We start from the raw sequence: 25,459 nt of genomic DNA, 5'->3' as shown, positions 1-25,459 counted from the left end.
TGCAAGTATGCAAAGAAGTGATTTAGTAGCATTGATAATATGCGTTTAGGACGAATTGCACACCCCGACGGAATCTGCTTTGCCATCATTGAAGGCGACAGCGACGACCCACGAAGCGATAAGCTCGTAGCCAAAGAAATCGCTGGCACTCCATACACCACCCCGGAACCCACCGGGCGTGAGTGGAAGCTCAACGAGGTACGCCTTCTGGCGCCCTCATTGCCGACCAAGGTTGTGGCACTGGGCCGCAACTACGCCGACCACGTCGCGGAAGTCTTCAAAGAATCAGCAGAGCACCTGCCACCCACCATCTTTATCAAGCCCTCGACCGCAGTGATCGGTCCCGAGGCACCCATTAAGATTCCTGAGTTTGCCACCCGCGTGGAATTCGAAGGTGAGCTGGCCGTTGTCATTTCCAAGGTGTCTAAAAACATTGACCCGAACAACTGGAAAGACCACGTCTTAGGCTTTACCATCTGCAATGACGTCTCTTCCCGTGACCTGCAATTCCAGGACGGCCAGTGGGCACGTGCCAAGGGCATTGACTCTTTCTGCCCACTCGGCCCGTGGATTCAGACCGACCTGGACGCTTTGGATCTTGATGATCACCCGATCAACGCTTACCTGACCCACGAGGGCCAGCGCGAGCAGAAGCAAGATTCCAACACCAATCAGATGATCGTCAAAATGGGTGGCATCCTCGCCGAAATCTCCCAGTCCATGACGCTTTTGCCTGGCGATGTCATCACCACCGGCTCCCCAGCAGGCACCGCGCCGATGTACAACGGCGACCGCATTGAGATTGAAATCCCCAAGGTCGGCATCCTGGCCAACCCAATTGAGAATGCTTAGTCTCTAACCTGCATTTCGCACCCCTGGCTAGCACCCCACATCGTAGTGGCGGTCATGGCCAGGGGCTTTTCTTGGTTGGGGGAGCCTGACCGCTAGAAGATAAAGGATAGCCCTAGGACAATAATGGACAATGCGAGCATGCCCAGGCAGTTGAGCCAAAATTCCTGGCCAGTAAAACGTTCACGAATGTGAGCATAGGACGCACATGTAAAGTAGACGATGACACCAATCGTCGCAGCCAGTGCGATTCCGGGAATCCAGATGCCGGCAACTAAGCCAACAACAGTCAAGGACTTGATAACGAGCAATGTCCACCACCACTCGCGTGGGAAATTGACTCCTTCAAGACAATCTCGGATGAACTTCATGGGAAGGATGGACATTGCGATATCGCCGGTAAGAACAATAGCTAACAGTGCTACCGGCCACCATGGTTCTGGAATAAGAGACATTATTTTACTCCCTGCAAGTGCAGATGGCTGTGAAAACGTTGTGGACGGAAGTGCGCAGCTGATTCTCATCAGTAAAGCCGGACGCAGACCAGGTAAATAAGGCGCCGACGTATGCTGAATATAGGGCTCGTGATTGAGCTTCGGCATTTTTGCGGTCTGTGCAGTTGCCGGCGGTAATTGCTGTACTAAATTCACCTATTAGTTGGCCTGCTAGTTCTGTAAACAGGGCTGAGGGATGCGTTCCCATAACCAAAATTGCGGCATAGGATCGTGACAGTGAGAGATTAGTGGTGAAGATACTGATAAACGGCTCCACTAGTCGCTCGAGTCGCGAGACACACGAGTCCGCGGTGTTGTCACTGGCAACGGAGATTTGCTCGCGCTCAGTGTGTACCTGGGCGATGAGATCATCAAAGACTTTGACCAGTAACGCATTCTTATCGCCGACTCCGATGACGGTTCCTGCGCTCACACCGGCCTTCTCTGCGATATCGCGGATAGTGGTGGACGCAAACCCGAGCTCGTGAAAAAGAGTTGTTGCTGCGTCGATAACGCGTGTTTGCGTCTGCTGTTTGAGTTTGGCGCGATTGGTGATCATTAGCCACATCCTTGTGGAAGTATTAATTAAACGCGTTCAGTGAACATGTTTAATGTAACACGCGCAGATGAGTGGGACAATAGGAGTGATTATTGGTTCCAACGAATATTGCCCAATGAGACCGAATCATCATTCGGTATTGAAGGCGCGGACATTGCTCGTTGGGGAACGAGCGAACTTGAGAACCTGGGCTCGGACTTGGCCTGGTTCGCGGGAGAACCTAAGGCAACTTTGGGCTTCTCAATTTTATTGGATTACTGGCTTAAAGATTCTGAATGCCCATGGCGCGCACAATTGTCTGCAGCTTCGCCGTGGTCTCTGCCAGTTCTTCTTCGGGGTCGGAGTCCTCGACGATGCCGCCGCCGGCCCAGGCGCGGGCAGTCAGGCCGTCTCCGGCGACTTCTGCGCAGCGGATGGCAACCATGTACTCACCATCGCCAGAGGCGTCGCACCAGCCGACGGCACCGGAGTAGAAACCGCGGTCGGTTTCAGCGGTGCAAATCAGAGACTTTGCGGCAGCAGTTGGGGTGCCGCAGATGGCAGGTGTGGGGTGGCAGCGAACAGCAAGCTCTAGGGCAGTGGTGGGCTTTTTTAAGGTGCCGGAAATAGGTGTGCCTAAGTGCCACATCTCATTGGTTTTCACCAATTGCGGAGTATTAGGCGCGTAGAAGGTATCGCACATCGGCGCGAGGATTTCGGCCAGGTGGTCGACGACAAAGGCGTGCTCGCGCAAGTCTTTATCTGATGCCAGCAAACGCTCGCCAGCGAGACGGTCTTCTTCCGGATCCGCACTGCGCGCGGCGGAGCCGGCTAGGGGATAAGCGCTGACGACATTGCCCTTCTTTTTCACCAGGACTTCTGGGGATGCGCCAACGAGCATCGCACCGTCATAGCCCGCGGGGGTGAGATCGGCAGCAAAGCCATCGCGGTGATTCGACAGATCGATCAGGCGCGCTGCGACCAGCAACGGGTCGACTGGGCCATTGAATTCGATATCCACGGCGCGGGCCAGGACAACCTTTTCCAAACGCGAAGCGTTAATGGTGCCTACGGCAGCTTCCACCCGACGCAGGTGCTCATGTGGATCGGGATCTACACCAGAGACCTCGGAGCTGAGGTTCTGCATGCGGAAATATGCAGGTGGTTCCAATGCAGCAGGCTCGCGCACAATTGTTTTGGGCACGGTTAGTGCGGCTGGTTTATCCAGGTCAAAAGGGAGTGCGCCGACCACCATTTCTACGCGCTGTGCCTCAATATCATCGATGGCTTTATCGACATCGGTGTAGGTGTTGACCGAACCCTGGGTACGCACAGAACCTGTTGCACGGGACAACAGGAAATCAGGCGCGGTTATAGGGCGTTGGGCACACATATCCAACCACAATACTTCGTGGGTTATTAACTAATAAAATTACGTCCATTAAATAGCGGGCCATCGGGGCAATCACATCGCAACCGGGAAAGGAAAGCTGGGTTTAAAAGCTATTCCCCATTGTGGAGGCAGGCAGTCCAGGTGGTCTAACATTGTCGGTATGACTCAAGAAGTACGCGTACGCTTTTGCCCGTCGCCCACTGGTACTCCGCACGTTGGTATGGTGCGAACTGCTCTTTTCAATTGGGCTTATGCACGACACACTGGCGGAAAGCTGATTTTCCGTATTGAAGATACTGATGCCGCTCGTGACTCGGAAGAGTCTTATCAGGCCATCCTGGATTCCTTGACCTGGTTGGGTCTGGGCTGGGATGAAGGTGTAGACGCCGGCGGCCCACACGAGCCGTACCGTCAATCGCAGCGCATGGACATCTACGCGGACGTCTTGGCCAAGCTTAAAGAAGCTGGGTTGGTCTACCCGGCGTATTCCACCGCAGAAGAAGTAGAAGAACGACATAAGGCAGCAGGACGCGATCCGAAGCTGGGCTATGACAACTACGACCGCGAGCTCACCGATGAGCAGGTTGCCGCATTCGAGGCAGAAGGCCGCAAGCCAGTCTGGCGCTTGCGCATGCCACAGCAGGATTGGTCCTGGAATGACTTGGTCCGCGGTGAGATGACCTTCAAAGCAGAAACGCAGCCAGACTACGTCGTGGCACGCTCCAACGGCGCACCGCTGTACACCTTGGTCAACCCCGTCGATGACGCGCTGATGCAAATCACCCACGTCCTGCGCGGTGAAGACTTGCTGTCGTCCACCCCACGTCAGCTAGCGATGTACGAAGCGCTCAAGCAGATTGGCATTACCGACTTCACCCCAGAATTTGCGCACCTGCCATTTGTTATGGGGGAGGGCAATAAGAAGCTGTCCAAGCGCGACCCACAGTCCAACCTGTTCAACCACCGCGATAACGGCATCATCCCGGAGGGCATGCTCAACTACCTCTCACTGTTGGGCTGGTCGCTGTCTGCTGATGAAGATATCTTCTCCATCGATGACCTGGTCGCCAACTTCGACATCAAGGACGTGCTGGGTAACCCTGCACGCTTTGACCAGAAGAAGCTGGAAGCTATCAACGCCGACCACATCCGTTTGCTCGACCCAGAAGAGTTCGCCTTCCGCCTGCGCAACTACCTGACCGAGTACACAGATTTCCCAGTCGATTACGACGGTGAGAAGTTCGCTATCGCAGCAGACTTGGTACAAACACGCATCAAGGTGCTTTCCGATGCCTACGATCTCCTCAAGTTCCTCGTCACCCCCGACGAAGAGCTGACCCAGGATGAAAAGTCCGCGAAGAAGAACCTCAAAGAAGACGCGGTTGAGCCACTAGAGGCCGGTATTACCGCCCTAGAAGCTATTAAGGAGTGGAATACCCCGAATATCGAAGCTGCCCTGACTAAGGCACTCATCGAGGACCTAGAGCTCAAACCACGCAAGGCCTACGGCGCACTACGTGTTGCCGTATCCGGCGCTGCTATCTCCCCACCTTTGTTTGAGTCCATGGACCTACTTGGCAAGGAATCCACCTTGGCACGTCTGAATGCCGCGCGTGCTGTGACGCCTTTCCAGGTTGCTGAGCAGCCCGCCGAGTAACTTTCGCCCGCACTAACCAATAGGGCTTGATGAAATCCTCAGTACGCTGCGAATTACAACAATGAAAACCGCGTTGTGCTGGGGATTTGGCTAAGTCTGGCGAAGTGGATATAGTAATAAACCGTTGCACAGAGCGGTGAACGCCGAGTCTGTACGCAATGATGGCCTATGGTGTAATTGGCAACACAGCGGTTTCTGGTACCGTCGTTCTAGGTTCGAGTCCTGGTAGGCCAGCAGTGATTACTGCTAAGAAATTAGCGCAGTCACGTCCTAATGCCCCGTTCGTCTAGCGGCCTAGGACGCCGCCCTCTCACGGCGGTAACACGGGTTCAAATCCCGTACGGGGTACAAATAAGATTCCCTCCAACCGAAGTCTGGTTGGAGGGAATCTTGCACTCACGGCCTCCGGATTGACATCGGTGAAGGCGACGATATGGCTCAGCCCAGCTCTTTTAGCCATGCGGCGTAGTCGAGGTTGACTCGTCTGCTTCTGCATAATCAAAGGCCCGTTGCTTAGAGATTCTTTGGATCCTAATGGATGATTCTTCCGTTTGGCATAGTGCAATCCGGTGAAAAGTGATGTGGTTGTCACGATGCCCCTCGATTAGTAGTGAGGGCAGGGGAGCGTCTGCAGGTAGCGCGGGAGCTCGCCCCATTCACGCCAATATGCTTCACTGCTCAAATCCAGAGCCAGGAACTGTCGTCGATACACAAAGCTTCTTGCGTCGTTTTAGGAAGAGCCCGGTATCTGCAGGCAGGCACGAATAGTCTTTGTCTCTGGTGCGCTACGCTACGCTCCGCTACGTCCCGAGAAGCCATTTTCATAAGGAATTCCGGACGCATTGACCTCGGCTACGCGGTCAGGATCGCCCAAGCTTGGTCCTAAGATAACCAAGACAATAAATACCACCGTGAGCACCGCAGTCAGCGTTACCCAGACCCATTGCGCCCGTGAGCCAAATAGCGACGCAATGAAAGCACCAGCAGCGGTGCCTAGCGTGTTAAAAAGCAGATCATCAATATCGCTGAAGCCCAGCTGGAAAATGTACTGGGAAACCTCGATGAGTAAAGAAAACCCTGCACCTATCAGTGTGGTTGCGCCGATGCGACCGACCAGGAGGTATGCCAGCACCCCGAAGGGGACAAAGAACGCGAAATTGCCACCGTAGCCGAAGATCTGGGTAAATAGGCTTGCAGATTCCCACAAGTCATTGAGCGGAACAAACGACAGTCCTCGAACTCGTTGGTTTTCTGGCTGCCATAAAAGCCCGATCATGAAGAAAGCCTTGAGCATCGTCAACGAGATAATTATGCCGCAGTAGGCCACGAGTGCAATGAAGACTGGGATACGGGCTACCGGTTTTCGGGCACGGGAATTCATGGAAATATCTTAAGCTAGTTATGGGTGCCGTGAGCACTAACAAGACTGCCTTATTTACCGGAAACAACCTAAATAGGAATCACGAATGGAAATAAGTGAAGCTTGTCGCAGGATACCTCTATTTCAATAGCGCCTCTGAGCGCAAAAGAGGGATTAAAGCGGTGATTAGGAAGCCCGCTTTAATCCCTCTCTGAGGTTTTCAAATCGGTTTCGATAGACCGACGGAGTTACAAGTATTATTCCGTAACAATTCCTTTGCGTAAAATGATGTTGCCGTACTGCGCAGTTTCACCGGTAATCACAGTTGCGCACGACTTTCTAGCATATTCATAAAATTCGAATCGCTCGAAAGTATGTGGAACATGGTTCCCGTGGTTGTCGAGTATCTCCCGGTATGTTTCCCAAATTACGGGGTCTTCGTCGTCACCAACAGTCTGCATTAGTGCGTATTGCCAGTCGTGATAATCGTCAAGCGGGAGAAGCTGCAAAATTCCATCCAAGAGCTTCGGAATCTTAACGCCGTCCAATCGGATTACCGTTTCTGCAGAGCCTTGCACAGGGTAGTGAGCATCCGCGATCGTAATTTCGTCCCCATGCCCCATATCTGCAAGGACTTTGAGGAGATTAGGTGAAATCAGTGGAGAGATGTTGTTAAGCATTGGCGTCCTCATGTGTATGGATACCGTTTTTGATGGAATAGATACCAAATGCACCGATTACTAGGAAGCAAATGACAACGAAGGAGAAACCAATCTGAGGATTAGTTGCGTCCGTCAGTGCACCTTGAAGCATCGGAGCGATAGCGCCGCCGACAATTGCCATGACCAGGCCAGATGACGCAAATTTGGTGTCAGCACCAACTCCGCTGAGCGCTACGCCGTAGATAGTGGGGAACAAGAGCGAAATGCAACCGGAAAGAGCAGCAATGGCAACAGCGCCAATGACATTTCCAGACACAATACCGATAATCGTGAAAACTGTTCCCAGTACGCACATAACGACGAGCAGCTTCTTGCTGTCGAACTTTCCCATTAGCCAGACCATGACAAAGCGCATGACAAGGAAGAAGATAAGGGAGAGCTGCAGCCACCAGTCCGCAGCTTCATGGGAAGCTCCGAGAGTGTGTTGGACGTAGAATGGAATGAATGTCCAAATACAGGTTTGTGCAGCGATGTTAAAGAATTGAGCAATAACACCAAAGCGGTAGTTGCCATTGTTCCACAGGCGACGGAACACGCCTTTAGTGACAGTATTTGAATCTGTTTGTTCCATCCGCTTATTCTTAGGGATTTTCACGAAGAAGATGGAGATGGCTAGGACTGCATAGAGAACACCCAAAATAATATAGGGCACCATCACCCGTTCCAGTTCGGACGACGTTTGTGCGAGAGCTTCCGCCTCAGGCAGTGATGCACGTTCTGCCGCATTACCGATATGAGGTGCGACAAGCAGGGTTGCCATTAAGACACCCAAGTTTGAACCGATGGGATTAAACGCCTGGGCGAAATTCAAACGGCGAGTCGCGTTTTTCTCTGGCCCCAACGACATAACGAATGGGTTAGCGGAGGTTTCAACAATTGACAAACCACCTGCGAGTACGAAAAGTGCAAGTAAGAAGGTTCCATATGTCATGATTTCAGCGGCCGGGAAGAAGAGGAACGCACCAATGGCTGCCAAGGACATGCCGATGACTACGCCACCTTTGAAACCAAAGCGGGTATTGAGCATTGCCGCAGGAATCGCCAGTAGGAAGTATGCGCCATAATAGGCAAACTGAACCAGAGCAGATTGGAACGCACTCATGTCGAAAACAGAACTGAACACGTTAACCATTGGAGCGGTTAGGTCTGTCGAAATACCCCACGCCGCAAAACAGGCTACGATTAGCCCGAAAGGTAGTAGAAGACCCGGGTAGACGAAACTACCCTTTGACTTTTTGTCTTCCTCAGCCGCTTCATTTGGGCTGGGTTTGCTGATTGAAGTCATTATTTTCCTTAGATTTCATCTGAAGAATCTTGAGAGCTCGGGCAGGGACTATGGGGCGTAAAGGTACTTTTCTGCGGTTTCGAGAGTCATCTCGCAGCTATTGCCAGGCGCGAGAGGTGGCATATAGTTGCCATTTTTGATTTCGACGGGTGTGACGAAATGTTCGTGCTGATTATCGACATATTCGATATAGCGACCTTCGGTCCTACCCGAAATTGCTATGTAGTCGAACATTGCGAAATGCTGCACAGCCTCGCACAGTCCAACACCACCGGCATGCGGGCAAACTCTCTTCCCGAATTTGTGAGCTAGGAGGTACTCGATTATTAGCTCTTGAGGTCCCGCAACTCGTGTCGCATCCACTTGCATGACTTCAAATGCATTTGCTTGAAGATATTGCTTATACAGGATACGGCTCTGCATTTGCTCGCCGGTTGCGATCGGGATCGGGTGTACAGCCTGTGCAATACGCGCATGACCTAGAACGTCGTCTGGGCTCGTAGGTTCTTCCACCCATTCAAGTTCAAAGTCCTTGAACTGTTGTATCCAGTCGATAGCGACATCCACATCCCATACCTGGTTGGCATCAACTGCCAACCGGACGTTGCTGCCGATTGCTTCGCGAGCCAGCCTCAAGCGGCGAAGATCATCCTCCAGATTTTGCCCGACCTTCAACTTAATCAGGTCGAACCCTTTTTCAGTTGATTCCGACGCAGCGAGTGAAACCATCTTTTCATCGCTATAACCGAGCCATCCTGCAGCCGTGGAATATCCTGGATATCCATTATCCAAGAGGTGCTGCATACGTTCGGCTTTGCCTTCCTGTCCGCGACGCAGAATCTCAACAGCTTCTTCAGGGGTGAGAACATCAGTGAGATAGCGGAAGTCCAGAGTCGCAACTAATTCTTCAGGTTCCATTTCGGCAAGCAACTGCCACAAAGGAACTCCAGCGCGCTTTGCCTTGATATCCCAGAGTGCGGAGAGCATGGCTCCGATTGCCATATGTTCCACTCCTTTTTCAGGTCCGAGCCAACGCAGCTGCGAATCGTGTACCAACATGTCCCACGCGGTTTTCATGTCATCCAAAAGAGGCTCAATGGACATACCGATGAATCGTTCTGATAAAGACTCGATTGCCTTAATCACTACGTCGTTACCGCGTCCGATCGTGAATACGAAACCAACTCCTTTGATTCCGTCATCTGCGTCCGTTTCCACCTCGAGATAGGCAGAAGAATAGTCAGGATCTGGATTCATAGCATCAGAACCAGAAAGTGTGGATGAAGTGGGGAAGCGTAGATCGAACGTTGAGATCTTCGAAATCTTGCTCATTTAATTCCTTTCGTTTGATTTTGAACGGCGAATCTTCAAGCAAAGCCTGCATGTGTTCCGCCACTCGGAACTGAGTTTCTTTTGCTCTCGATAGAGAATGTATCGTGAATCACGTTCGGCCGCAAGGAGTTTTTCGGATTACATTTGCATTAATGGTCTCTGTAATGGATATGGCAATATGTCAGTGAAATCGAGCGAATGGAGATGTTATGAGTGAGAGACGTCAGTATGCGGCATCAGATAAGACGCTTATCGTGTTGCAGGCAGCGATTAAATATGAGCGGTTTACCGAAATTGTTAGTGCGACTGGCTTTGCGAAAGCCACGGTGCATCGAATTTTGAAGTCGCTGCTCGAATTTGGATTCGTCGCTGTTTCTGAATCTGGTGAATACTTTGCGGGCCCGGCTTCGCTGCAATTGGCGGGTGAAGCATTTAGGAATATCGATATTTCTAAGATTGCAGCTCCGCACTTGAAGGTCTTGTCGGCAAAGATGGGGTACACCGCTCATGTCGGCGCTTTGAACCAGTTTGAAGCCATTTATATTACGAAGCAAAGCGGTAGTACCCCGTATAGCATTCCCTCGGGAGTTGGTCAGCGTATGTTTTTGCATTCCACTGCGATAGGTAAATGTTTGCTTTCCGGATTTGATTCGGAAGCGCTGGCGGACTATTTCTCCATTGCAGAGTTGGCCCCGAAGACTCCCAACACGATCATTGATTCAACAAAGTTGCGAGAAACCTTAGCGCAGGTGCGGCTCGATGGGTATAGCGTCGACGATGAAGAGAATGTTCCGGGCATTCGTTGTATTGGGGCGCCCATATTTGACCATTCCGGAAACATTTCCCATGCAATCTCAATGACTTCTTTGGCTCTGGAGAATTCAATCGAAGAGGTGCGTGAGTTTGCTCCCGTGATTACTGACATCGCATCTGCGATCTCGGAGGATTTAGGCTCGCCGAAGATGGCTCGTGCGGAGTGGTCGCGCCGAAAGCTGACGTGAGTTATCTAACAAACTTCTTGAAATGAGTTGCATGTGTTGTGGTCTGCGTTACTATCAAAGATATGGAACAGAGTTTCATTCAGTAGAACAGGAGGCTGCTTATGGATTTACGGTTAAAGGACCAGGTATTTCTCGTTACCGGCGGAATTAAAGGGATTGGCAAGGGAATTGTTCTTTCACTAGCAGGTGAGGGTGCTATTCCGGTAATTCTGGATCGAAATGATCTGCCAGACGATTACCGCACTGAGCTCGATAATTTGGGCGCGACATATGAAGTGATCAGCATTGATCTCAATGACACGGACAAAATCGCCCCCATTGTTAATAACGTGCACCAGAAATATGGACGAATCAACGGAATCGTTAATAATGCGGGCACAAACGATAACCGAGATCTGGAAACTACGACTTGGCAAGAGTTCGAACAGTCAATTCACGGAAATTTGACTCACTACTACGAGCTGGTTCATGCTTCCGTTGGATTCCTTAAGGAATCGCAGGGCGCAGTACTCAACATTGGCTCAAAAACTGCATTGACTGGTCAGGGTAAGACTTCTGCATATGCTGCTGCCAAGGGTGCTGTTTTGGGTCTTACGCGCGAATGGGCTGCCGCACTAGCTGCTGATGAAGTTCGTGTAAATGCAATCGTTGTTGCAGAGGCCTGGACGCCGCTCTACCAAAAGTGGATTCAATCCTTTGGTGATGAGAATGAACAAGAGGCGCGTTTGCAGTCAATCACGCAGAATATTCCCCTTGGTCAGAGGATGACGACTGTCGAGGAAATCGGAGACACGGCTGCCTTCCTACTCTCGAGCAGGTCCTCCCATACGACCGGTCAATTCGTGTTCGTCGACGGCGGATATGTTCACTTAGATAGGGCTCTGACCATAGAGTGAGGTGCAACTAGTGTCTCCATTGAAGATAATCGACTCCCATTTCCATGTTTGGGACCTGCAGGAACAAACATTGGATTGGCTTAATGCTTCTGACGATGTAGCCCTGCTAAGGCGAAGCTTCAGCATCGAAGAGCTGATTGACGAGTACCGAAAAGTACCAGACGTAGCTCTGGAAGGGCTCATCCACATTGAAGCCGATACAACTGATTCGTCAGTTGAGGACCATAAGATCCTCACGTTAATGGAGCAGGTACCGGCATTAATCGGCTCCGTAACCCATAAACGACTAACCGAAACGATTTCGGTCGCTAGCGATTTCGTTGGGGTGCGTGAGGTCTTGCACAACTCGGACATTCCGCGTGGACGATGCCTTCAAGACAGCTTTTTGCAGGGCCTTGAAGCCCTGGCTGACCAAAACACTGTGTTCGAAGCGGTCATTCGTGAGGAAGAACTGTCAGATCTCTTCCAAGCTTGCGCGACGGTCCCCAAAACAGTCGTCGTTTTGAATCACTGTGGCAATGTATCTCGACTTGATGACCAATACATCCAAGCGATTGAAAGCTTGGCGGCGTTGCCGAATGTGTATTGCAAAATATCAGGCCTCCCCGCTGATCAACCTCAATTCAGCCAAAAGGTTCTTGGTTTGCTGGAAAGCACGTTCTCACGTGAGAAGTTGTTATACGCATCTAATTGGCCTGTGGTGAAACTCAACTCCAGCGTCCAAGAAAACTTAGAGCTACTCAGAAGCTTCTTCGGTGACGATGCCGACGTTTTCTCTCACAACGCACAGCGCGTATATAAATTGAAAGGATAAAAGTGTTTAAAGGAATTTATTGCCCTTCAATCACCCCGATTACAAATGAGGGCAAAGTAGACTTTGAAGTCTGGTCTCAGCATCTTAATTTTTTAATCGAAAATGGTATAGACGGCATCCTGATACTAGGAAGTATTGGTGAGTTCTATGCTTTCGACGAGCAAGAAAAACGAGACATAATTGACTTTGCTGTCAAAGAGATCGCTGGTCGAGCCAAAGTTCTCGTTGGAACTGGCAACACAAGACTCAACGACACAATCAACTTAACAAAGCATACTCAAGACTCAGGTGCAGATGGTGCAGTTGTAGTCAGCCCTTACTATTTCGGTCCTAGTGAAGCGGCGGCGGAACAATATTTCGGCAAGCTAGCAGAAGCTGTAGATCTTCCATTGATCTTGTACAACTTTCCGGACCGCACTGGAAGTGACCTGTCTCCGGAATTAGTCGGAAAACTTTCCAAGGCTCATTCCAATATTGTGGGAATCAAAGACACCGTTGACAACATCTCTCACACCCGAGGTGTGATTGCAGCTACTGATGACTCATTCGCAGTATTCTCCGGCTTTGATGAGTACTATTTTCCCAACCGAATCGCGGGTGGAGTTGGAATTATTTCCGGCTTAACGAATGTTTTCCCTGATCTTTTCGCAGAGATGCACAGAACCATTGAGTCCGGCGAAATCAACACGGCGAAACGATTGGCAAGCGATGTCTCGGAGCTGATGCAAATTTACGCCATAGGGGATCAGTTCATTCACACCATTAAGACTGCCGTTAAGAGTCGCTATTTATCAGATTTGAACACTGCCACCCGAGAGCCGTTTATAGAACTGACGGACGAGGAGCAAGAGTCGGTCGAGAAAATCGTCGAAAAGTTCGGACGCAAGTAAAAACTATCGTTTATGGAAAGTAAGGAAACCATGTCTCAAAAAGAATATTCAAACTATATTAACGGGCAATTTGTGCCTGCAGGTAACTTCATTGAAGTACTGAATCCATCTACCGGTGAGGTATTAGGACAGACTCCTGACTCAGACGAAAATACGGTTGAATCAGCGGTTCAGGCGGCGCGTACTGCACAGCCTGCTTGGGCTAAATTGCCAGCTATTGAGCGTGCAGGCTATCTCACGGATTTGGCGACGCTGCTGCGGGAGAATGTTGAAAAATTTCGCGACATTTTGATCACTGAGCAGGGAAAGACCAAGGCGCTCGCTACTACCGAGGTGAATTTTACCGCTGACTATATTGATTTCATGGCAGGGTTTGCGCGACGTGTTGAAGGCGAAGTCATCCCTTCAGATCGTCCCGGTGAACAAATCTTTCTTACCTATCAACCGATGGGTGTCGTAGCAGGAATTTTGCCATGGAATTTCCCACTCTTCCTTGTTGCACGAAAGTTTGCCCCTGCCGCCGTTACAGGAAATACGATCGTGATCAAGCCCAGCGAAGAGACTCCAATTATTGCCTTTGAGTTTGCTGAACTTGTTGATCGCATTGGATTGCCCAATGGCGTGTTCAATATGATCGGCGGTCGAGGTGCGACAGCGGGCCAGAAGCTGACCTCAAACCCAGAGGTCAATATGGTCACAATGACGGGTTCGGTTAAAGCCGGCAAGCAAATCATGGCCGACGCAGCAGCCAATTTGACGCGAGTAAATCTTGAACTCGGCGGTAAAGCACCAGCTATTGTGTTAGATGATGCTGATTTGGATCTAGCTGTCGATGCAACTTGGAACTCACGGGTCATCAATACCGGCCAGGTGTGCAACTGCGCCGAAGTCGTCTTGGTCCAAGAATCAGTCCACGATGAGTTCGTAGAGAAACTGAAAACCAAATTTGAAACCACGCGATTCGGTGACCCACTCAAAGATGAAGATATCGATATGGGACCACTGATTAATAGGGCGGCTGTCGAGAAGGTCTCGGGTATGGTGCAGAAGGCAGTAGACGAAGGAGCTACGTTGGTCACTGAGATCGAAGTCCCGGCTGAGCTCGAGTCAGGAAACTTCTATGCACCCGCAATCCTGACGGGGGTAGATCCGGAGTCCGATATCGCGCGGAATGAAATCTTCGGTCCAGTCATACCTGTGGTCAAAGTTAAAGATCTTGATGAAGCTATCGACATTGCGAATAGCTCGAAATATGGTTTAACTTCATCCGTCTACACTGAAAACCTGAACAAGGCGATGAAGGCTTCCCGTGAACTGCTGTACGGCGAAACCTATATCAACCGTGAGAATTTCGAAGCAATGCAGGGGTTCCATGCTGGGCGTCGGCAATCAGGAATTGGTGGTGCCGATGGCAAGCACGGTTTGATGGAGTTTGTAGAAACACACACTGTCTATATTCAGTCGCAGCTGTAATCGTGTAAGAGCTGATGTGGACAATGGGCTTGGTTTGAGTACTTTACTTGAGCCAGGCCCATTTCTTATGTTCGTGAATTTTTACAGTCTAAGGGCTTCTCAATTGCGCAGCGGAGTGCGGATAAGCGCCCTCGGATCTTTGAATATCTATGCGCAGGTTAGCTACTCGAGCTTGTGAGCCAAATACTTTCCAGTCAGCGAGTTGGCATTGTTGGCGATGTCGGCAGGGGAGCCCGTGGCGATAATCTCGCTGCCGGTGTTGTCCTCGCGCAGGCCAAGGTCGATGACGTGGTCGGCGTTGACGATAAGGTCCAGGTCGTGTTCGATCACGATGACGGTGGCGCCTTTGGCCGTGAGCTTGTCGAGTACGCCGAGAAGTGTTTGAACATCGAGAGGGTGCAGACCCACGCTGGGTTCGTCGAGGACGAAGACGGTGCCTGTTTGATCGCGGTTCATTTGGCTGACCAGTTTGAGGCGTTGTGCTTCACCGCCGGAAAGGGCAGGGGTGGCCTCACCGAGGGTGAGATAGCCCAGGCCCAGTTCTTCTAGTTTGGTCAGCTTGCGGTGAACGCTGGGTAGGTCGTCGGTGTGCTCCATGGCCTCGCGCACCGTGCATTGCAACAGCGCGGGTAAGGAGATATCCCCGCGCAGATACTTTGCGGCCTCAGGTGCGTAGCGGCTGCCGTCGCAATCGGGGCAGACGATGTCGAGATCGGGGAGAAATTGCACATCGAGGGTGATTTCACCAGTCCCTTCACAGCGCGGGCAGGCCAAGGAGCCGGTGTTATAGGAGAAATCAGAGGCGCTGAGACCATCGGCACGCGCGGTATCGGTCGCCGCGTAGTTCTTGCGCAGCTGATCCATTACTCCCGAATAGGTGGCCACGGTGGAGCGGACGTTGTGGCCAATGGGGGTGGCATCGACAACTTGGACTTTGACGTCATCAGGCGCGTGGAGCTCGCGCACATGCGAAGGCATCGCCGCATCGGCAGTACTTTGCGCATGTAGCGCTGGTACCAGGGTTTCCATCAACAAGGTGCTTTTGCCTGAACCAGATACACCAGTAATAGCGGTCAGACGCCCAAGGGGGATATCAACGCTCAGCGCAGCCACGGTATGGATAGTGTCGGTGCGCAGAGAGATCGCGCCCAAGGCAAAGACGTCATCAGGCTTGACGATGTCCCTCACGATCGCTTCCTTCTCACCCGTGAGAAAGCCCGCCAACAGGGACTTTTTCGAATCGGCGAGTTTCTCAGGAATATTTTCCGCAATGACCGTGCCGCCTTCTTTGCCAGAACCGGGGCCGATTTCAATGAGCCAATCAGCCGCGCGTAGTACTTGGACGTCGTGGTCGACGAAGATGACGGAGTTGCCATCGTCAAGCAAATCGCGCATGACACCCAACAAGCCTTCAACGTTGACTGGGTGCAAGCCAATGGAAGGCTCATCCAGGACATATAACACGCCGGTGGTGCGGTTGCGCACGGCGCGGGCAAGCTGAACGCGCTGGCGCTCACCGGTGGACAAGGTGGAACCGGCCCTATCGAGCGAGAGATAACCCAGACCCAGTTCAATAAGACGCCGAGCCATCTCCGCAAAAGTAGTGGCTAACCCTGTTGCCATGCGCTGCATGTCCGCCGGCAGGTGCTCCGGTACCGACTGCGACCATGCGAGGGCATCATCCAAGGTCATCGCGGTGATATCCGCCAGGTTATGCTCGCCAATGACCGGGGTGCGCGCCCTCGGGCTTAACCGCGTGCCGTGGCACTCAGAGCAGGTACCTTCGTGGAGAAAGCGGCTGACTTTGGCCAAACGCTTCTCCGTATCGGCGCGCTTGAGCTCTTCTGTCACCGTTAAACGCGCATTGCGAAAGGTGAAATCCAGCTCATGCACGCCCTTTTTGGTAGAGACCGTAATGTGCTTTTTCTCCTCCGGCCCATCGAGCACAATCTGCTTTTCGTCCTCGCGCAGCTTGTTCCACGGCACATCCGTGCGCACGCCAAATTCGCGAACAATATCGGGCTGGACATTAAAACCAAACATTTGCCAGGGCACAATCGCCCCCTCATCAATGGTCTTCGACGGATCCGGGATAAGCGCTGCGTCATCAACACTGCGCACCGTGCCCGTGCCCTCACACGTTGGACACGCACCTGAGGAGTTAAACGACAGCTCTTCTGCTCCCGGCGGGTGGACCTGCTCACCGCAGGTCGGACAATAAAAAGGCGTTTCCGCCGCGACGCTAATAGTCGGTTCCACGCGGTGGCCATTGGGGCAGGTATGCGACGATAGACGCGAAAACATCAGCCGCAACACGTTGAGCAACTCTGTCGAGGTACCAAACGTCGAGCGAATCCCCGGTACCGCAGGCCGTTGCCGCAGCGCGAGCGCCGCCGGGACATGTTCTACCGAATCCACCTGCGCACGCGGGGATTGCGACATCCGCCGGCGGGTATAGGTCGACAGCGCCTCAATATAGCGCCGGGAGCCTTCGGCATACAGCACACCGAGGGCCAACGAGGACTTTCCCGAGCCCGACACCCCTGCGATACCCACCAAAGAGTTCAGCGGAATATCCACGTCCACTTCGCGCAGGTTGTGTACTTTCGCACCACGAACGCGAATGTGATCCGGTGCCTGGTTGCTCATGTCGCATCAACTTTCTAGTCAGCGGTCAATAAAAGGAAAGGACTCTTTTACCACTGTAGGCCTGAAGTAAGAGTGTTCGCTGAGCACTATGCATTCGCTTGTCGGTGCACCCTGCACCCCATATCCGCGCCCCGCACTAAGTCTCTAGCCATTACTACACTGGGCGGCATCGCACCCGACGATGAGGAGAAACTGTCATGTCACGTCCCAAAATTATTTGCCACATGCACACCTTGCTCAATGGCAAGATTGACGGCATTGCCAACCCCACTGATATCGGCATGCGCTCGCAGAAGCTGTATTTTGATCTGATGTTGGGTAAAGACCGCTACTATTCCCAACACCGCAGCTGGATTAGTGGCACCGGTACCAGTCGGGCATTCCTCGGCGACGTATCCGATGTCGTACTTCCTGAGCCCACCGAACCCGTGCCAGCGGGAGATTTCATCGCGGATCCCGATGCCACCATGCACTATTTCGCCGTCGACCGGAAAGGCTCCTTGAAATGGGACCGCAGTAGCTTTAACTACTTCGATGTCGAGGCACACATCGTAGAACTCATCCCCAATTACGTCAGCGATGCTTTCAAAGCCCACCTGCGCTCCGTGGGCGTTTCTTACATCATCGCTGGGGATAGCGAGCTCGATATGGCCGAAGCCGTACGCAAGATTGGCGAAGTCTTTCACACCGAAGAAATCATCCTCGGTGGCGGCGGAACGTTGAACTGGTCGATGCTACGCCAAGGCCTCTGCGATGAACTAAGCCTAGTTCTTATGCCCACCGCCGACGGCGAGCGTCACACCCACTCATTATTTGAAGCCAACGACGACTTCACAACACCCGCACCCTACGAGTTCGCGCTGAAAAACGTCGAAGCCCTCGAAGACGGCAGCGTGTGGTTGCGCTATGACGTGGTCGGGGAGATTACCGAATAGCGTCATACTTTTCCTCGTGTCAGCTCCGCACCTTGTAGAGCTGCCTTGATTGGTGCTCTTCTATCGGAACGGGCTGGTCTTGGGATCGAATGCGAGAATTCTTCCGTCTGGTTGCTCCGGGGTCGGCCAATGTTTTTCAAAAGCGTCCAAGACAATTTGAGCTGCCGGTGAAGGATTCGGCCAATTCACCAATGTTGCTACCAAGTACCGTGGTTCACCGGAAAGCTCAATGAACTTAACTCCTGATACTTGAATATGAGCCACTGAACTTAGAGTAATGGTGACACCGAGGCCAGCAGCGACCATGCTCAAGATGGCGTAGGAATCGGGACCCTCCTGAGCAATGCGAGGAGTAAAACCATAGCTTTGCGCGAGCCGGATGCCGGTATCCCGTAAAGCAGATCCTCGTTGGGCAGGAAATAGGATCCAGGGTTCATCCTTTAAATCTGAGATGTCTACTTCGTCGTGTGCGGCCAGCGGATGTGATTCTGGGACCGCAACGATTACGCGTTCGTACTCTACGATTCTTTCCGTAAGCTCGGGGTGAGTCAGCGGCAGGCGAGAAAATGCAAGGTCAAACTCACCGTTGAGGACCAGTCCTTGAGTCCTGCCGGCGTAGACCATTGGGTGAAGCTTTAAGTCGATCCCTGGGGCGATCCGCCTGGTCGCGCCAACCATTTTCGGCAAAAGATGATTAACGGATGCGCCTGCGTATCCGATTCGCACTGTGCCAATGGGAGAGTCAGGATCAAACTTTGACACGCGTTTTGAGTGATACTGCGCCTCTAACAATTGCTTGGCAAATGGCAGTACGGATTCTCCACCACGTGTGAGAGCCACTGGCCGCGCGGTGCGAATAATGAGCGAAATTCCCAGCTCAGCTTCGAGCTTCTTAATCCGTTGACTAACTATGGGTTGAGACACGCCCAGTATGTCAGCTGCATGGGAAAAATGACGTTCCTCAGAAAGAACCACAAAAGCTTCGTACAGTCTCGTATCCATCTCCACCACTCGTTATAAAGAAAGTTAATGCTACATGTGATTAGTATATTGGATCATTCTAATTAGTGTGCGTAGCGTCTCTTTTTATTGGCCAAGGTGAATGAGTTCATGTTCTGCAAATTGGTCAACTCACAATTGCTCGCAGTGAAAGGCAGTTGTGTGATTGCTTCCGAAGAAGGGAAAGAGATTGTCGGTAACAAACGAGACGTCGCCAAAAGAACGCGTGCTAATCACCGGTGGAACGCATGGAATTGGAGCAGCTATTGCGCAGCGCTGCCACGAAGACGGCTACGACGTAATCATTTTGGATCGTGAGGGTGATGGAGCAATCCATTGCGATCTTTCAGACTCCGCCGCGACCGCTGATACGCTGAATACGGTTCTCGCTGATGGGCCAATAACGCGACTCGTCAACAACGTGGGTGCGGTGTTCCCAGATTCGCTCGAGCACCAAACCTTGGAGTCTTTTGAGTCAGCCGTGTCCCTAAATCTGCGGTCCGCATTCCAATGCGCGCAAGCTTTGACACCTGGGATGATTGACCAGAACTTTGGACGCATTGTATCTATTAGTTCGAGGGCTGCGCTGGGCAAGTTGAAGCGGACTGCCTATTCCGCAACAAAAGCAGGCATGCTTGGAATGACGCGCACCTGGGCTTTGGAATTAGGTGCCCACGGTATTACCTCAAATGCCGTTGCCCCTGGGCCGATCGCAACGGATCTATTCCTGAATGCGAACCCTTCCGATTCACCGGAGACACAAAGGATCATTGAATCGGTGCCGCTGAAGAAGATGGGCAAGCCAGAGGACGTCGCTCATGCTGTGTCCTACTTCTTAGACGAGCGAACGGGATTTGTAACTGGGCAGACTGCATACGTCTGCGGTGGAATCACAGTGGGGCTTTCCGATGTCTAAGATAAACGAAGTTGCCATCATCGGAGGAGGCTCAATTGGAGTCTCATTCGCCATCATCTTTGCGGGTGGTGCACAAGCCGTACGCATCTTTGAACCGGATACAGAACGCAGAGCTGCAATTGAGACTGAGCTCCTAGCTAAAGCAACTGCAATGGAACCTGTCAGTGGGGTTGATGCACAGGATGTTTTAGAGAAGATTTCTCTAAGTCAGTCACTGGAAGAAGCTGTTTCAGGTGCAGGGCTTGTTCAAGAATGCGTGCCGGAGAAAGTAGAACTGAAGCGCGCAATTTTCCAACAGCTGTCAGACTTGGTGTCCTCCGACACCGTAATCGCAAGTTCGTCTTCTGCGATTCCTGCCTCAGAAAGTGCGAACGGATTAAAAGTTGAGCAGCAGACCATCGTTGCTCATCCAGGAAACCCACCTCATCTACTGCCTGTCATCGAAATTGTCCCATCACCAAGTACTGACGCTGAGATTGTGCGTGCTGCGTCCAACTTTTATCGTTCCGTGGGAATGAAGCCGGTCCAGTTGAAGAAGGAAATCGAGGGATTCTTATTCAATCGGCTTCAAGGCGCCATGCTCCGCGAAGCATATGCGTTAGTCCGCGATGGCATTGCCGACGTAGATGACATCGACATGGTCGTACGAGAAGGCCTTGGAAAGCGATGGTTTTTCATGGGCCCCTTTGAAGTAGCGGACTTGAATACTCGTGGAGGCATCCGGTCCCATGCCGAAAAACTTGGCCCAACCTATGAACGTCAGGGTGCAGAACGTGGACAGCACGACCCCTGGACTCCTGACCTCGTACAAAAAGTTGAACAACAACGGAGAGAAATTCTCCCAATTGACCAGTGGGAGCAACGTGTTCAGTGGCGCGATGAACAGCTACTGAAGAACCTGGCAGTAAAAAATCACAATGGAGGTGAACAAGCATGACAGATTTACTAAGCGGGATCGGCATTGAGCACGTAACCCTGCTAATCATTATTGCAACGCTGGTCATTTTTCTTCTGGATAGAATCCCAATCGCTTTGACAGCGCTGATCTCATCGATTGTTCTGGCACTCGTCGGTGCAATGGACTTCAAGCAGGTCTACTCAGGGTTTGCAACGCCAGTAACCTTGCTGGTCTTCGGCATGCTGATTGTAGGCTATGCGCTGTTTGAGACCGGTGCTATTACCATCCTCGGCAAAAAGATATTGAAGTCTCGCGTTGCCAGGAACGAGCGGGCATTACTTGGCGTCTTGATGCTGGTTGCAGGTATTGCTTCAGCATTTCTTTCTAATACCGCCTTAATGGCAACTTTTATCCCCTTGGTAGGCGGTATGGTCGCCACTGCTTCCGGTCATCTGACGAACAAAAATCTCTTGATGCCACTTGGAATGGCGGCGTCGGTCGGCGGAACGATTACGCTCGTCGGCTCGACCTCTCAACCAGTTGCTAGTGGCATCATGTCTGAGTCAGGCTACGGCGAGCTGGGGATGTTTGACTTTGCCCCAATCGCAATCCCGATGTTGCTCGTGCTGATTCTTTACATGATGACTATCGGCTACAACATGGAACGGAAATTCTTCAAGTTTGAGGACCATTCCACAGTCGGAGCAGACGACGCAGAAGGCTCTTTAGACGTCAAAGTAACGTGGAAAACTTGGGTTGCAACATTGACGCTTGTATTTTGTGTCATTAGCTTCATGTTTGGCCTGCTTCCCATTGAAATTACTGCACTGATTGGCGCGGCGATTGTTCTCGCGACTGGGTGTATCGACTTCAAAACGGCTATGGCCCAGCTTGACTGGAACACGGTGCTATTGATTGCGTTCGCTCAGGGCATTGCTGCCGGCATGAACGACAGTGGTGCAGGCAAACTCGTAGGCGAATGGTCTGTAGCCATCGTCGGCGAGAGCCCCGCGGTCCTGTTAGCAATTGCAGTGGTCGTCACGGTGGTATTGACAAACATTATGTCTAATACGGCAGTCGCCGCGATGATGGTGCCAATCTTCGTCAGCATTGCAGTAGGCGTTGGCTACCACCCATTCGTCTTTGTACTAGCCATCGCAATTGCTTCTAATGCCTCAATTGCCACTCCGATCGGCGGTACTGCGATGTCTCAAACCCTGGTAGCAGGATACGGGTTCCGTGACTATTTGAAGCTTGGTGCTCCGATCACAATAGTGCTGACTATCATGATCGCAGTGATAACTCCTTTGGTCTTTGGATTCCCACAACTATAGGTACTGCTAGTCGCATAACTGGCTCACTTCTGTCTCACTCCACTATGGCGAAATTATGGAACAGCCGTAGTGGAGTGAATTTTGGTTCAGTGGCAGTTTGTAAAGAAGATGAGGAATTATCCGGCTACCCAGGAACAGCGGAATCGCCTGCGAGCGGAGGCTGATAGCCTTTTCGTCCACAGGCGATTCACTTAATCGCGACCCACATACGGTCGCGGACCGTATGTCCTACGACAACGCAGGAGTCTCCCACAAATTCAGCGGGGTACCAATATTCTTTTCCACTGCGGTGCGGTAGATATCGGTTGCCCACGCAACATCTTCGACGGGCATGCCGCCGGCCGAGTACAAGATGATCTCGTCGTCATTCTGGCGGGCAGGAATGGTACCGGTGGCGATATCGGCTATTTCTTCGATCTGGTCGGCTTGGAGCTTGCCGTCTGTTAGAAGGTCATGCCAGTGTGTGCCAACAATGCCGAGGTTCTCATAGGCCTGATTGGCGTATTCATCAGCCCATGCGTCATAAAGGCGCCAGGAATCGACGACCATGCGGGCATCGCCGGAGGTAAAGAACTCATCGTTGTAGCGCACTGCAGCCGGATGGAGCAGGAGCGCGCCGGGCTTGAGCCAGTCGTGGTTGATATAAGGAAAAGCTTCTGAGCCGGAGGCATCCGTAGTGACTGTTACGGTCATGATGTCCGATTCCCGGGCTACTTCCTCGATGGAGTCAGCTGCCTCAATGGTTTTAATCTGCGGAAAACGTGGCTGGATGTAGTCCGCGTAGCGTTGAACGTCGGCCTCGTCGACGCCTTTGACCACGATGCGGTTGATTCCCGGGCGCAGAACTAAGGTGGCTTCGGTAACCGCGCGTCCGATGACACCTGGTCCGACGATTCCTAATACCCGGGAGTCTTCCCGTGCCAGGTGCTTGACGGCAACACCGGGGATTGCGCCCGTGCGATAGGCCGACAGCAGGTTACCTGACATAACTGCGAGGGGAGCGCCCGTGTCGGTGTCGTTGAGATTGAACAGGTGAATCGAGCGAGGCAAGTCTTTCTCGCGGTTGGTGAGGTTGGAGCCGTACCATTTCACGCCGGTAGTGCCGAAGCGACCGCCGAGGTAGGCGGGCATGGCCATGAATCGGCGATCAGGGCCGTCAGCGGGCATGTTTTCAAATTGTGGTTCTTTGGGGAAGTCGATCATCGCGCCATGAGACATGGCGGTTGGTCCTGCCATGCGGAAGTCTCCCTGGCGAAGGAGCACGAGGGTTTCTTCCATAACGTCGACGCAGCGTTTCATGTCGGTGACACCAGCGTCAATCATGTCGGGTTCGCTGAGGTAGCGGAAGTTGATTGTTTGATCGGACAAGGGTTGTACCTTTCTCATGAGGGTTGTTAAGTGAACGTGTAGGCAATCATGTGTGCCTTAGTGCGGGCTTCCATAGCCTCCACCTCCTGCGGTTTGGATGGATACGCCGTGGCCGGCCTCCACATCGAATTTGCTCATGGCTGGCAATGCGGTTGTCTCCTCGTCGGTGTGCTTTTGAATCTGCGCGTTACTTCCCGGTTCACCGCCCTGCAAGCCCCACGGTTTGGTGGTCACGCGGGAGGTTCCGGCAACAACGGTTGCACTGCCGTGGGTCAGCGTGAGGTGACGCAAAATTCCGTCGCCACCGGAGGTCTTTCCTTTGCCGCCGGTACCCCGAGAGATTTCATAGGCTTCGACGCGCAGTGGGTATTCGCGTTCGATGACCTCACACGGTGTGTTGCGTGTATTAGTCATGTGGGTATGGGTGGCTGAAGCGCCATTCATATCGAACGCTGCGCCTTGGCCACCGCCGTAGGTTTCTACATACGAGTAGTAGTCGCCGGTTCGCGTGTCGACGCCACCGATGGTCACGATGCTCATGCTGCCGCTCGATGCCGCTGGCACGAGGTGTTCGGTAAATTCCTCAAATGCACCGAGGATCGTATCGACGATGCGCTGTGAGGTTTGAGTATTGCCGTGCGCTACCGGCGCAGGGAACTCCGCGTGGACCAGGCTGCCCGGGCGAGTACGCACGTCGATGGGGGCGGTGAGTCCAGCGTTGGACGGCAGTGTGGGATCTGCCAACATCTTAACGACGTAGGCTGCGCACGCTTGTGCCACCGCATAGGAGCAGTTCACAGCACCTTTAACCTGATCGGCGGCTTCTGTCAGGTCGATGGTGATTTCCTCACCGCTTACCGTCACAGTGGCGGTAATAGGGATATCTACTTGTTCGACACCGTTGTGCTCGAGGTAGTCCGTGAATGTGCCCGTTCCATTGGGAAGACTGCTTATCGCTGCGCGCGTGCGACGCTCACCGTATGCAACGAGCGCGTCACAGGAGCTGGTGAATTCTTGGGTTCCCCATTCCTCAATCAGTTCAAGAACGCGGCGCTCTCCTAGACGGTTGGCTGCCACCTGCGCCATGAGGTCTCCGCGGGTCTTATCCGCGGTGCGAATATTCATCAGCAGAAATGCGAGGGTTTCGCGTTGGATCTCACCGCCTGAGAACAACTTGATGGGCGGGACGCGGATGCCTTCTTGGAAGATTTCTGTCGCTGCGGCATCCATCGAACCTGGCGTCATTCCGCCGATATCGACGTGGTGAGCCATCGTGGCGATCAAGGCCACCACCTCGTCGTCAACAAATATCGGGGTAATCACGCACATATCTGGAAGGTGGGAGCCTCCGACATAAGGATTATTCGTCATTAGGACATCGCCGGGGTTTAAGTTCTCCACGCCGTACTCAGCAATCACATTCGCGATCATCGTGGGCATGAGTCCCAGGTGCAAAGGAATATGCTCGGCTTGAGAGATTAAACGGCCGTCTGGACCGTAAATACCGGCGGAACAGTCGCGGCGGTCTTTGATATTAGGGGAGTAGGAGGTACGAATCAGCGCCATACCCACTTCTTCCGAAATGGACGTGAGGCGGTTGCGCGCAATCTCCAATTCAATGGCATTGAGATCAGTAGATGCAGAAGACATGTGCTT

The 25,459-nt window shown here is 52.4% G+C and carries 22 protein-coding genes and 2 tRNA genes; 13 read left to right on the top strand and 11 right to left on the bottom strand.

Annotated elements, in window-relative coordinates; translation table 11 throughout:
- Window positions 1-39 precede the first annotated feature (39 nt).
- On the top strand, window positions 40-852 hold the full coding sequence (locus CAMM_RS07795; RefSeq protein ID WP_003848782.1) for a fumarylacetoacetate hydrolase family protein: 813 nt from the start codon (window positions 40-42) through the stop codon (window positions 850-852).
- A gap of 92 nt (window positions 853-944) precedes the next feature.
- On the opposite strand, the gene CAMM_RS07790 is transcribed toward CAMM_RS07795, so the two are convergent.
- The 3 genes from CAMM_RS07790 to CAMM_RS07780 form a co-directional block, all read right to left on the bottom strand.
- On the bottom strand, window positions 945-1,304 hold the full coding sequence (locus CAMM_RS07790; RefSeq protein WP_003848784.1) for a DoxX family protein: 360 nt from the start codon (window positions 1,302-1,304) through the stop codon (window positions 945-947).
- A gap of 4 nt (window positions 1,305-1,308) precedes the next feature.
- Window positions 1,309-1,902, bottom strand: coding sequence for a TetR/AcrR family transcriptional regulator (locus CAMM_RS07785; protein ID WP_040356052.1), 594 nt, complete (start codon window positions 1,900-1,902; stop codon window positions 1,309-1,311).
- Window positions 1,903-2,164: 262 nt separating this feature from the next.
- Window positions 2,165-3,274, bottom strand: coding sequence for an isochorismate synthase (locus CAMM_RS07780; RefSeq protein ID WP_003848788.1), 1,110 nt, complete (start codon window positions 3,272-3,274; stop codon window positions 2,165-2,167).
- 160 nt (window positions 3,275-3,434) lie between these two features.
- On the opposite strand from CAMM_RS07780, the gene gltX reads away from it, so the two are divergent.
- The 3 genes from gltX (at window position 3,435) to CAMM_RS07765 (ending at window position 5,279) form a co-directional block, all read left to right on the top strand.
- Complete coding sequence (gene gltX / locus CAMM_RS07775; protein ID WP_040356055.1) at window positions 3,435-4,931, top strand: glutamate--tRNA ligase; 1,497 nt, start codon at window positions 3,435-3,437, stop codon at window positions 4,929-4,931.
- A gap of 162 nt (window positions 4,932-5,093) precedes the next feature.
- A tRNA-Gln gene (locus CAMM_RS07770) sits at window positions 5,094-5,165 on the top strand.
- Between the two features lie 41 nt (window positions 5,166-5,206).
- A tRNA-Glu gene (locus tag CAMM_RS07765) sits at window positions 5,207-5,279 on the top strand.
- Window positions 5,280-5,721: 442 nt separating this feature from the next.
- Here the strand turns inward: CAMM_RS07765 and CAMM_RS07760 are convergent.
- The 4 genes from CAMM_RS07760 to CAMM_RS07745 all read right to left on the bottom strand — a co-directional run bounded on the left by CAMM_RS07760 (window position 5,722) and on the right by CAMM_RS07745 (window position 9,630).
- The gene (locus CAMM_RS07760) at window positions 5,722-6,312 is read right to left on the bottom strand and encodes a VanZ family protein (RefSeq protein WP_003848792.1); all 591 of its coding nucleotides are present in this window, start codon (window positions 6,310-6,312) and stop codon (window positions 5,722-5,724) included.
- Between the two features lie 236 nt (window positions 6,313-6,548).
- Window positions 6,549-6,971 carry an RbsD/FucU family protein gene (locus tag CAMM_RS07755; RefSeq protein ID WP_003848794.1) on the bottom strand — a complete coding sequence of 141 codons (423 nt, stop codon included), beginning with the start codon at window positions 6,969-6,971 and terminating at the stop codon, window positions 6,549-6,551.
- A complete protein-coding gene (gene fucP / locus CAMM_RS07750; protein ID WP_003848797.1) occupies window positions 6,964-8,298 on the bottom strand; it encodes an L-fucose:H+ symporter permease in 1,335 nt (444 codons plus the stop codon). The genes CAMM_RS07755 and fucP overlap by 8 nt, the downstream gene beginning before the upstream one ends.
- A 48-nt stretch (window positions 8,299-8,346) precedes the next feature.
- Entirely contained in the window at window positions 8,347-9,630 is a 1,284-nt protein-coding gene (locus CAMM_RS07745; RefSeq protein ID WP_040356057.1) for an enolase C-terminal domain-like protein, read from the bottom strand.
- A 209-nt stretch (window positions 9,631-9,839) separates the two neighbouring features.
- Between CAMM_RS07745 and CAMM_RS07740 the strand changes: the two genes are divergently transcribed.
- From CAMM_RS07740 to aldA, 5 genes are all read left to right on the top strand, one after another.
- Window positions 9,840-10,631 carry an IclR family transcriptional regulator gene (locus CAMM_RS07740; protein ID WP_003848802.1) on the top strand — a complete coding sequence of 264 codons (792 nt, stop codon included), beginning with the start codon at window positions 9,840-9,842 and terminating at the stop codon, window positions 10,629-10,631.
- Window positions 10,632-10,732: 101 nt separating this feature from the next.
- Window positions 10,733-11,527: an SDR family oxidoreductase gene (locus CAMM_RS07735; protein ID WP_003848804.1), complete on the top strand. Its 795-nt coding sequence runs from the start codon at window positions 10,733-10,735 to the stop codon at window positions 11,525-11,527.
- Window positions 11,528-11,537: 10 nt separating this feature from the next.
- Window positions 11,538-12,341, top strand: a complete 804-nt coding sequence (locus CAMM_RS07730; protein WP_040356190.1) for an amidohydrolase family protein — start codon at window positions 11,538-11,540, stop codon at window positions 12,339-12,341.
- Between the two features lie 2 nt (window positions 12,342-12,343).
- Window positions 12,344-13,231: a 4-hydroxy-tetrahydrodipicolinate synthase gene (gene dapA, locus CAMM_RS07725; RefSeq protein ID WP_003848808.1), complete on the top strand. Its 888-nt coding sequence runs from the start codon at window positions 12,344-12,346 to the stop codon at window positions 13,229-13,231.
- A gap of 30 nt (window positions 13,232-13,261) precedes the next feature.
- Entirely contained in the window at window positions 13,262-14,704 is a 1,443-nt protein-coding gene (gene aldA, locus CAMM_RS07720) for an aldehyde dehydrogenase (RefSeq protein ID WP_040356064.1), read from the top strand.
- Between the two features lie 162 nt (window positions 14,705-14,866).
- Here aldA and CAMM_RS07715 read toward each other — a convergent pair whose 3' ends face one another.
- The gene (locus CAMM_RS07715; protein WP_003848813.1) at window positions 14,867-17,353 is read right to left on the bottom strand and encodes an excinuclease ABC subunit UvrA; all 2,487 of its coding nucleotides are present in this window, start codon (window positions 17,351-17,353) and stop codon (window positions 14,867-14,869) included.
- Between the two features lie 197 nt (window positions 17,354-17,550).
- Here CAMM_RS07715 and CAMM_RS13110 point away from each other — a divergent pair, with 197 nt between their 5' ends.
- Window positions 17,551-18,288 (top strand): dihydrofolate reductase family protein, encoded by a 738-nt coding sequence (locus CAMM_RS13110; RefSeq protein ID WP_040356068.1) that lies wholly within the window; start codon window positions 17,551-17,553, stop codon window positions 18,286-18,288.
- Window positions 18,289-18,348: 60 nt separating this feature from the next.
- Here the strand turns inward: CAMM_RS13110 and CAMM_RS07705 are convergent, their stop codons facing one another.
- Window positions 18,349-19,290, bottom strand: a complete 942-nt coding sequence (locus CAMM_RS07705) for a LysR family transcriptional regulator (protein ID WP_003848816.1) — start codon at window positions 19,288-19,290, stop codon at window positions 18,349-18,351.
- 187 nt (window positions 19,291-19,477) lie between these two features.
- On the opposite strand from CAMM_RS07705, the gene CAMM_RS07700 reads away from it, so the two are divergent.
- From CAMM_RS07700 to CAMM_RS07690, 3 genes are read left to right on the top strand one after another with little or no spacing between them, the layout of a single operon-like run.
- Window positions 19,478-20,203, top strand: coding sequence for an SDR family oxidoreductase (locus CAMM_RS07700; RefSeq protein WP_040356071.1), 726 nt, complete (start codon window positions 19,478-19,480; stop codon window positions 20,201-20,203).
- Window positions 20,196-21,140 (top strand): 3-hydroxyacyl-CoA dehydrogenase, encoded by a 945-nt coding sequence (locus CAMM_RS07695; protein WP_003848821.1) that lies wholly within the window; start codon window positions 20,196-20,198, stop codon window positions 21,138-21,140. The genes CAMM_RS07700 and CAMM_RS07695 overlap by 8 nt, the downstream gene beginning before the upstream one ends.
- Entirely contained in the window at window positions 21,137-22,435 is a 1,299-nt protein-coding gene (locus CAMM_RS07690; protein ID WP_003848823.1) for an SLC13 family permease, read from the top strand. The genes CAMM_RS07695 and CAMM_RS07690 overlap by 4 nt, the downstream gene beginning before the upstream one ends.
- Before the next feature lie 228 nt (window positions 22,436-22,663).
- On the opposite strand, the gene CAMM_RS07685 is transcribed toward CAMM_RS07690, so the two are convergent.
- Both CAMM_RS07685 and CAMM_RS07680 read right to left on the bottom strand, forming a co-directional pair.
- Window positions 22,664-23,821, bottom strand: a complete 1,158-nt coding sequence (locus tag CAMM_RS07685; RefSeq protein WP_003848825.1) for a tyramine oxidase subunit B — start codon at window positions 23,819-23,821, stop codon at window positions 22,664-22,666.
- Window positions 23,822-23,860: 39 nt separating this feature from the next.
- Window positions 23,861-25,453 (bottom strand): hydantoinase B/oxoprolinase family protein, encoded by a 1,593-nt coding sequence (locus CAMM_RS07680; RefSeq protein WP_003848826.1) that lies wholly within the window; start codon window positions 25,451-25,453, stop codon window positions 23,861-23,863.
- Window positions 25,454-25,459 lie beyond the last annotated feature (6 nt).

Origin of the sequence: Corynebacterium ammoniagenes DSM 20306, from assembly GCF_001941425.1 — a bacterium.
Classification (GTDB): Bacteria; Actinomycetota; Actinomycetes; order Mycobacteriales; family Mycobacteriaceae; genus Corynebacterium; species Corynebacterium ammoniagenes.
The sequence above is the reverse complement of the archived record's forward strand: the minus strand, read 5'-3'. Positions and strand labels throughout refer to the sequence as shown.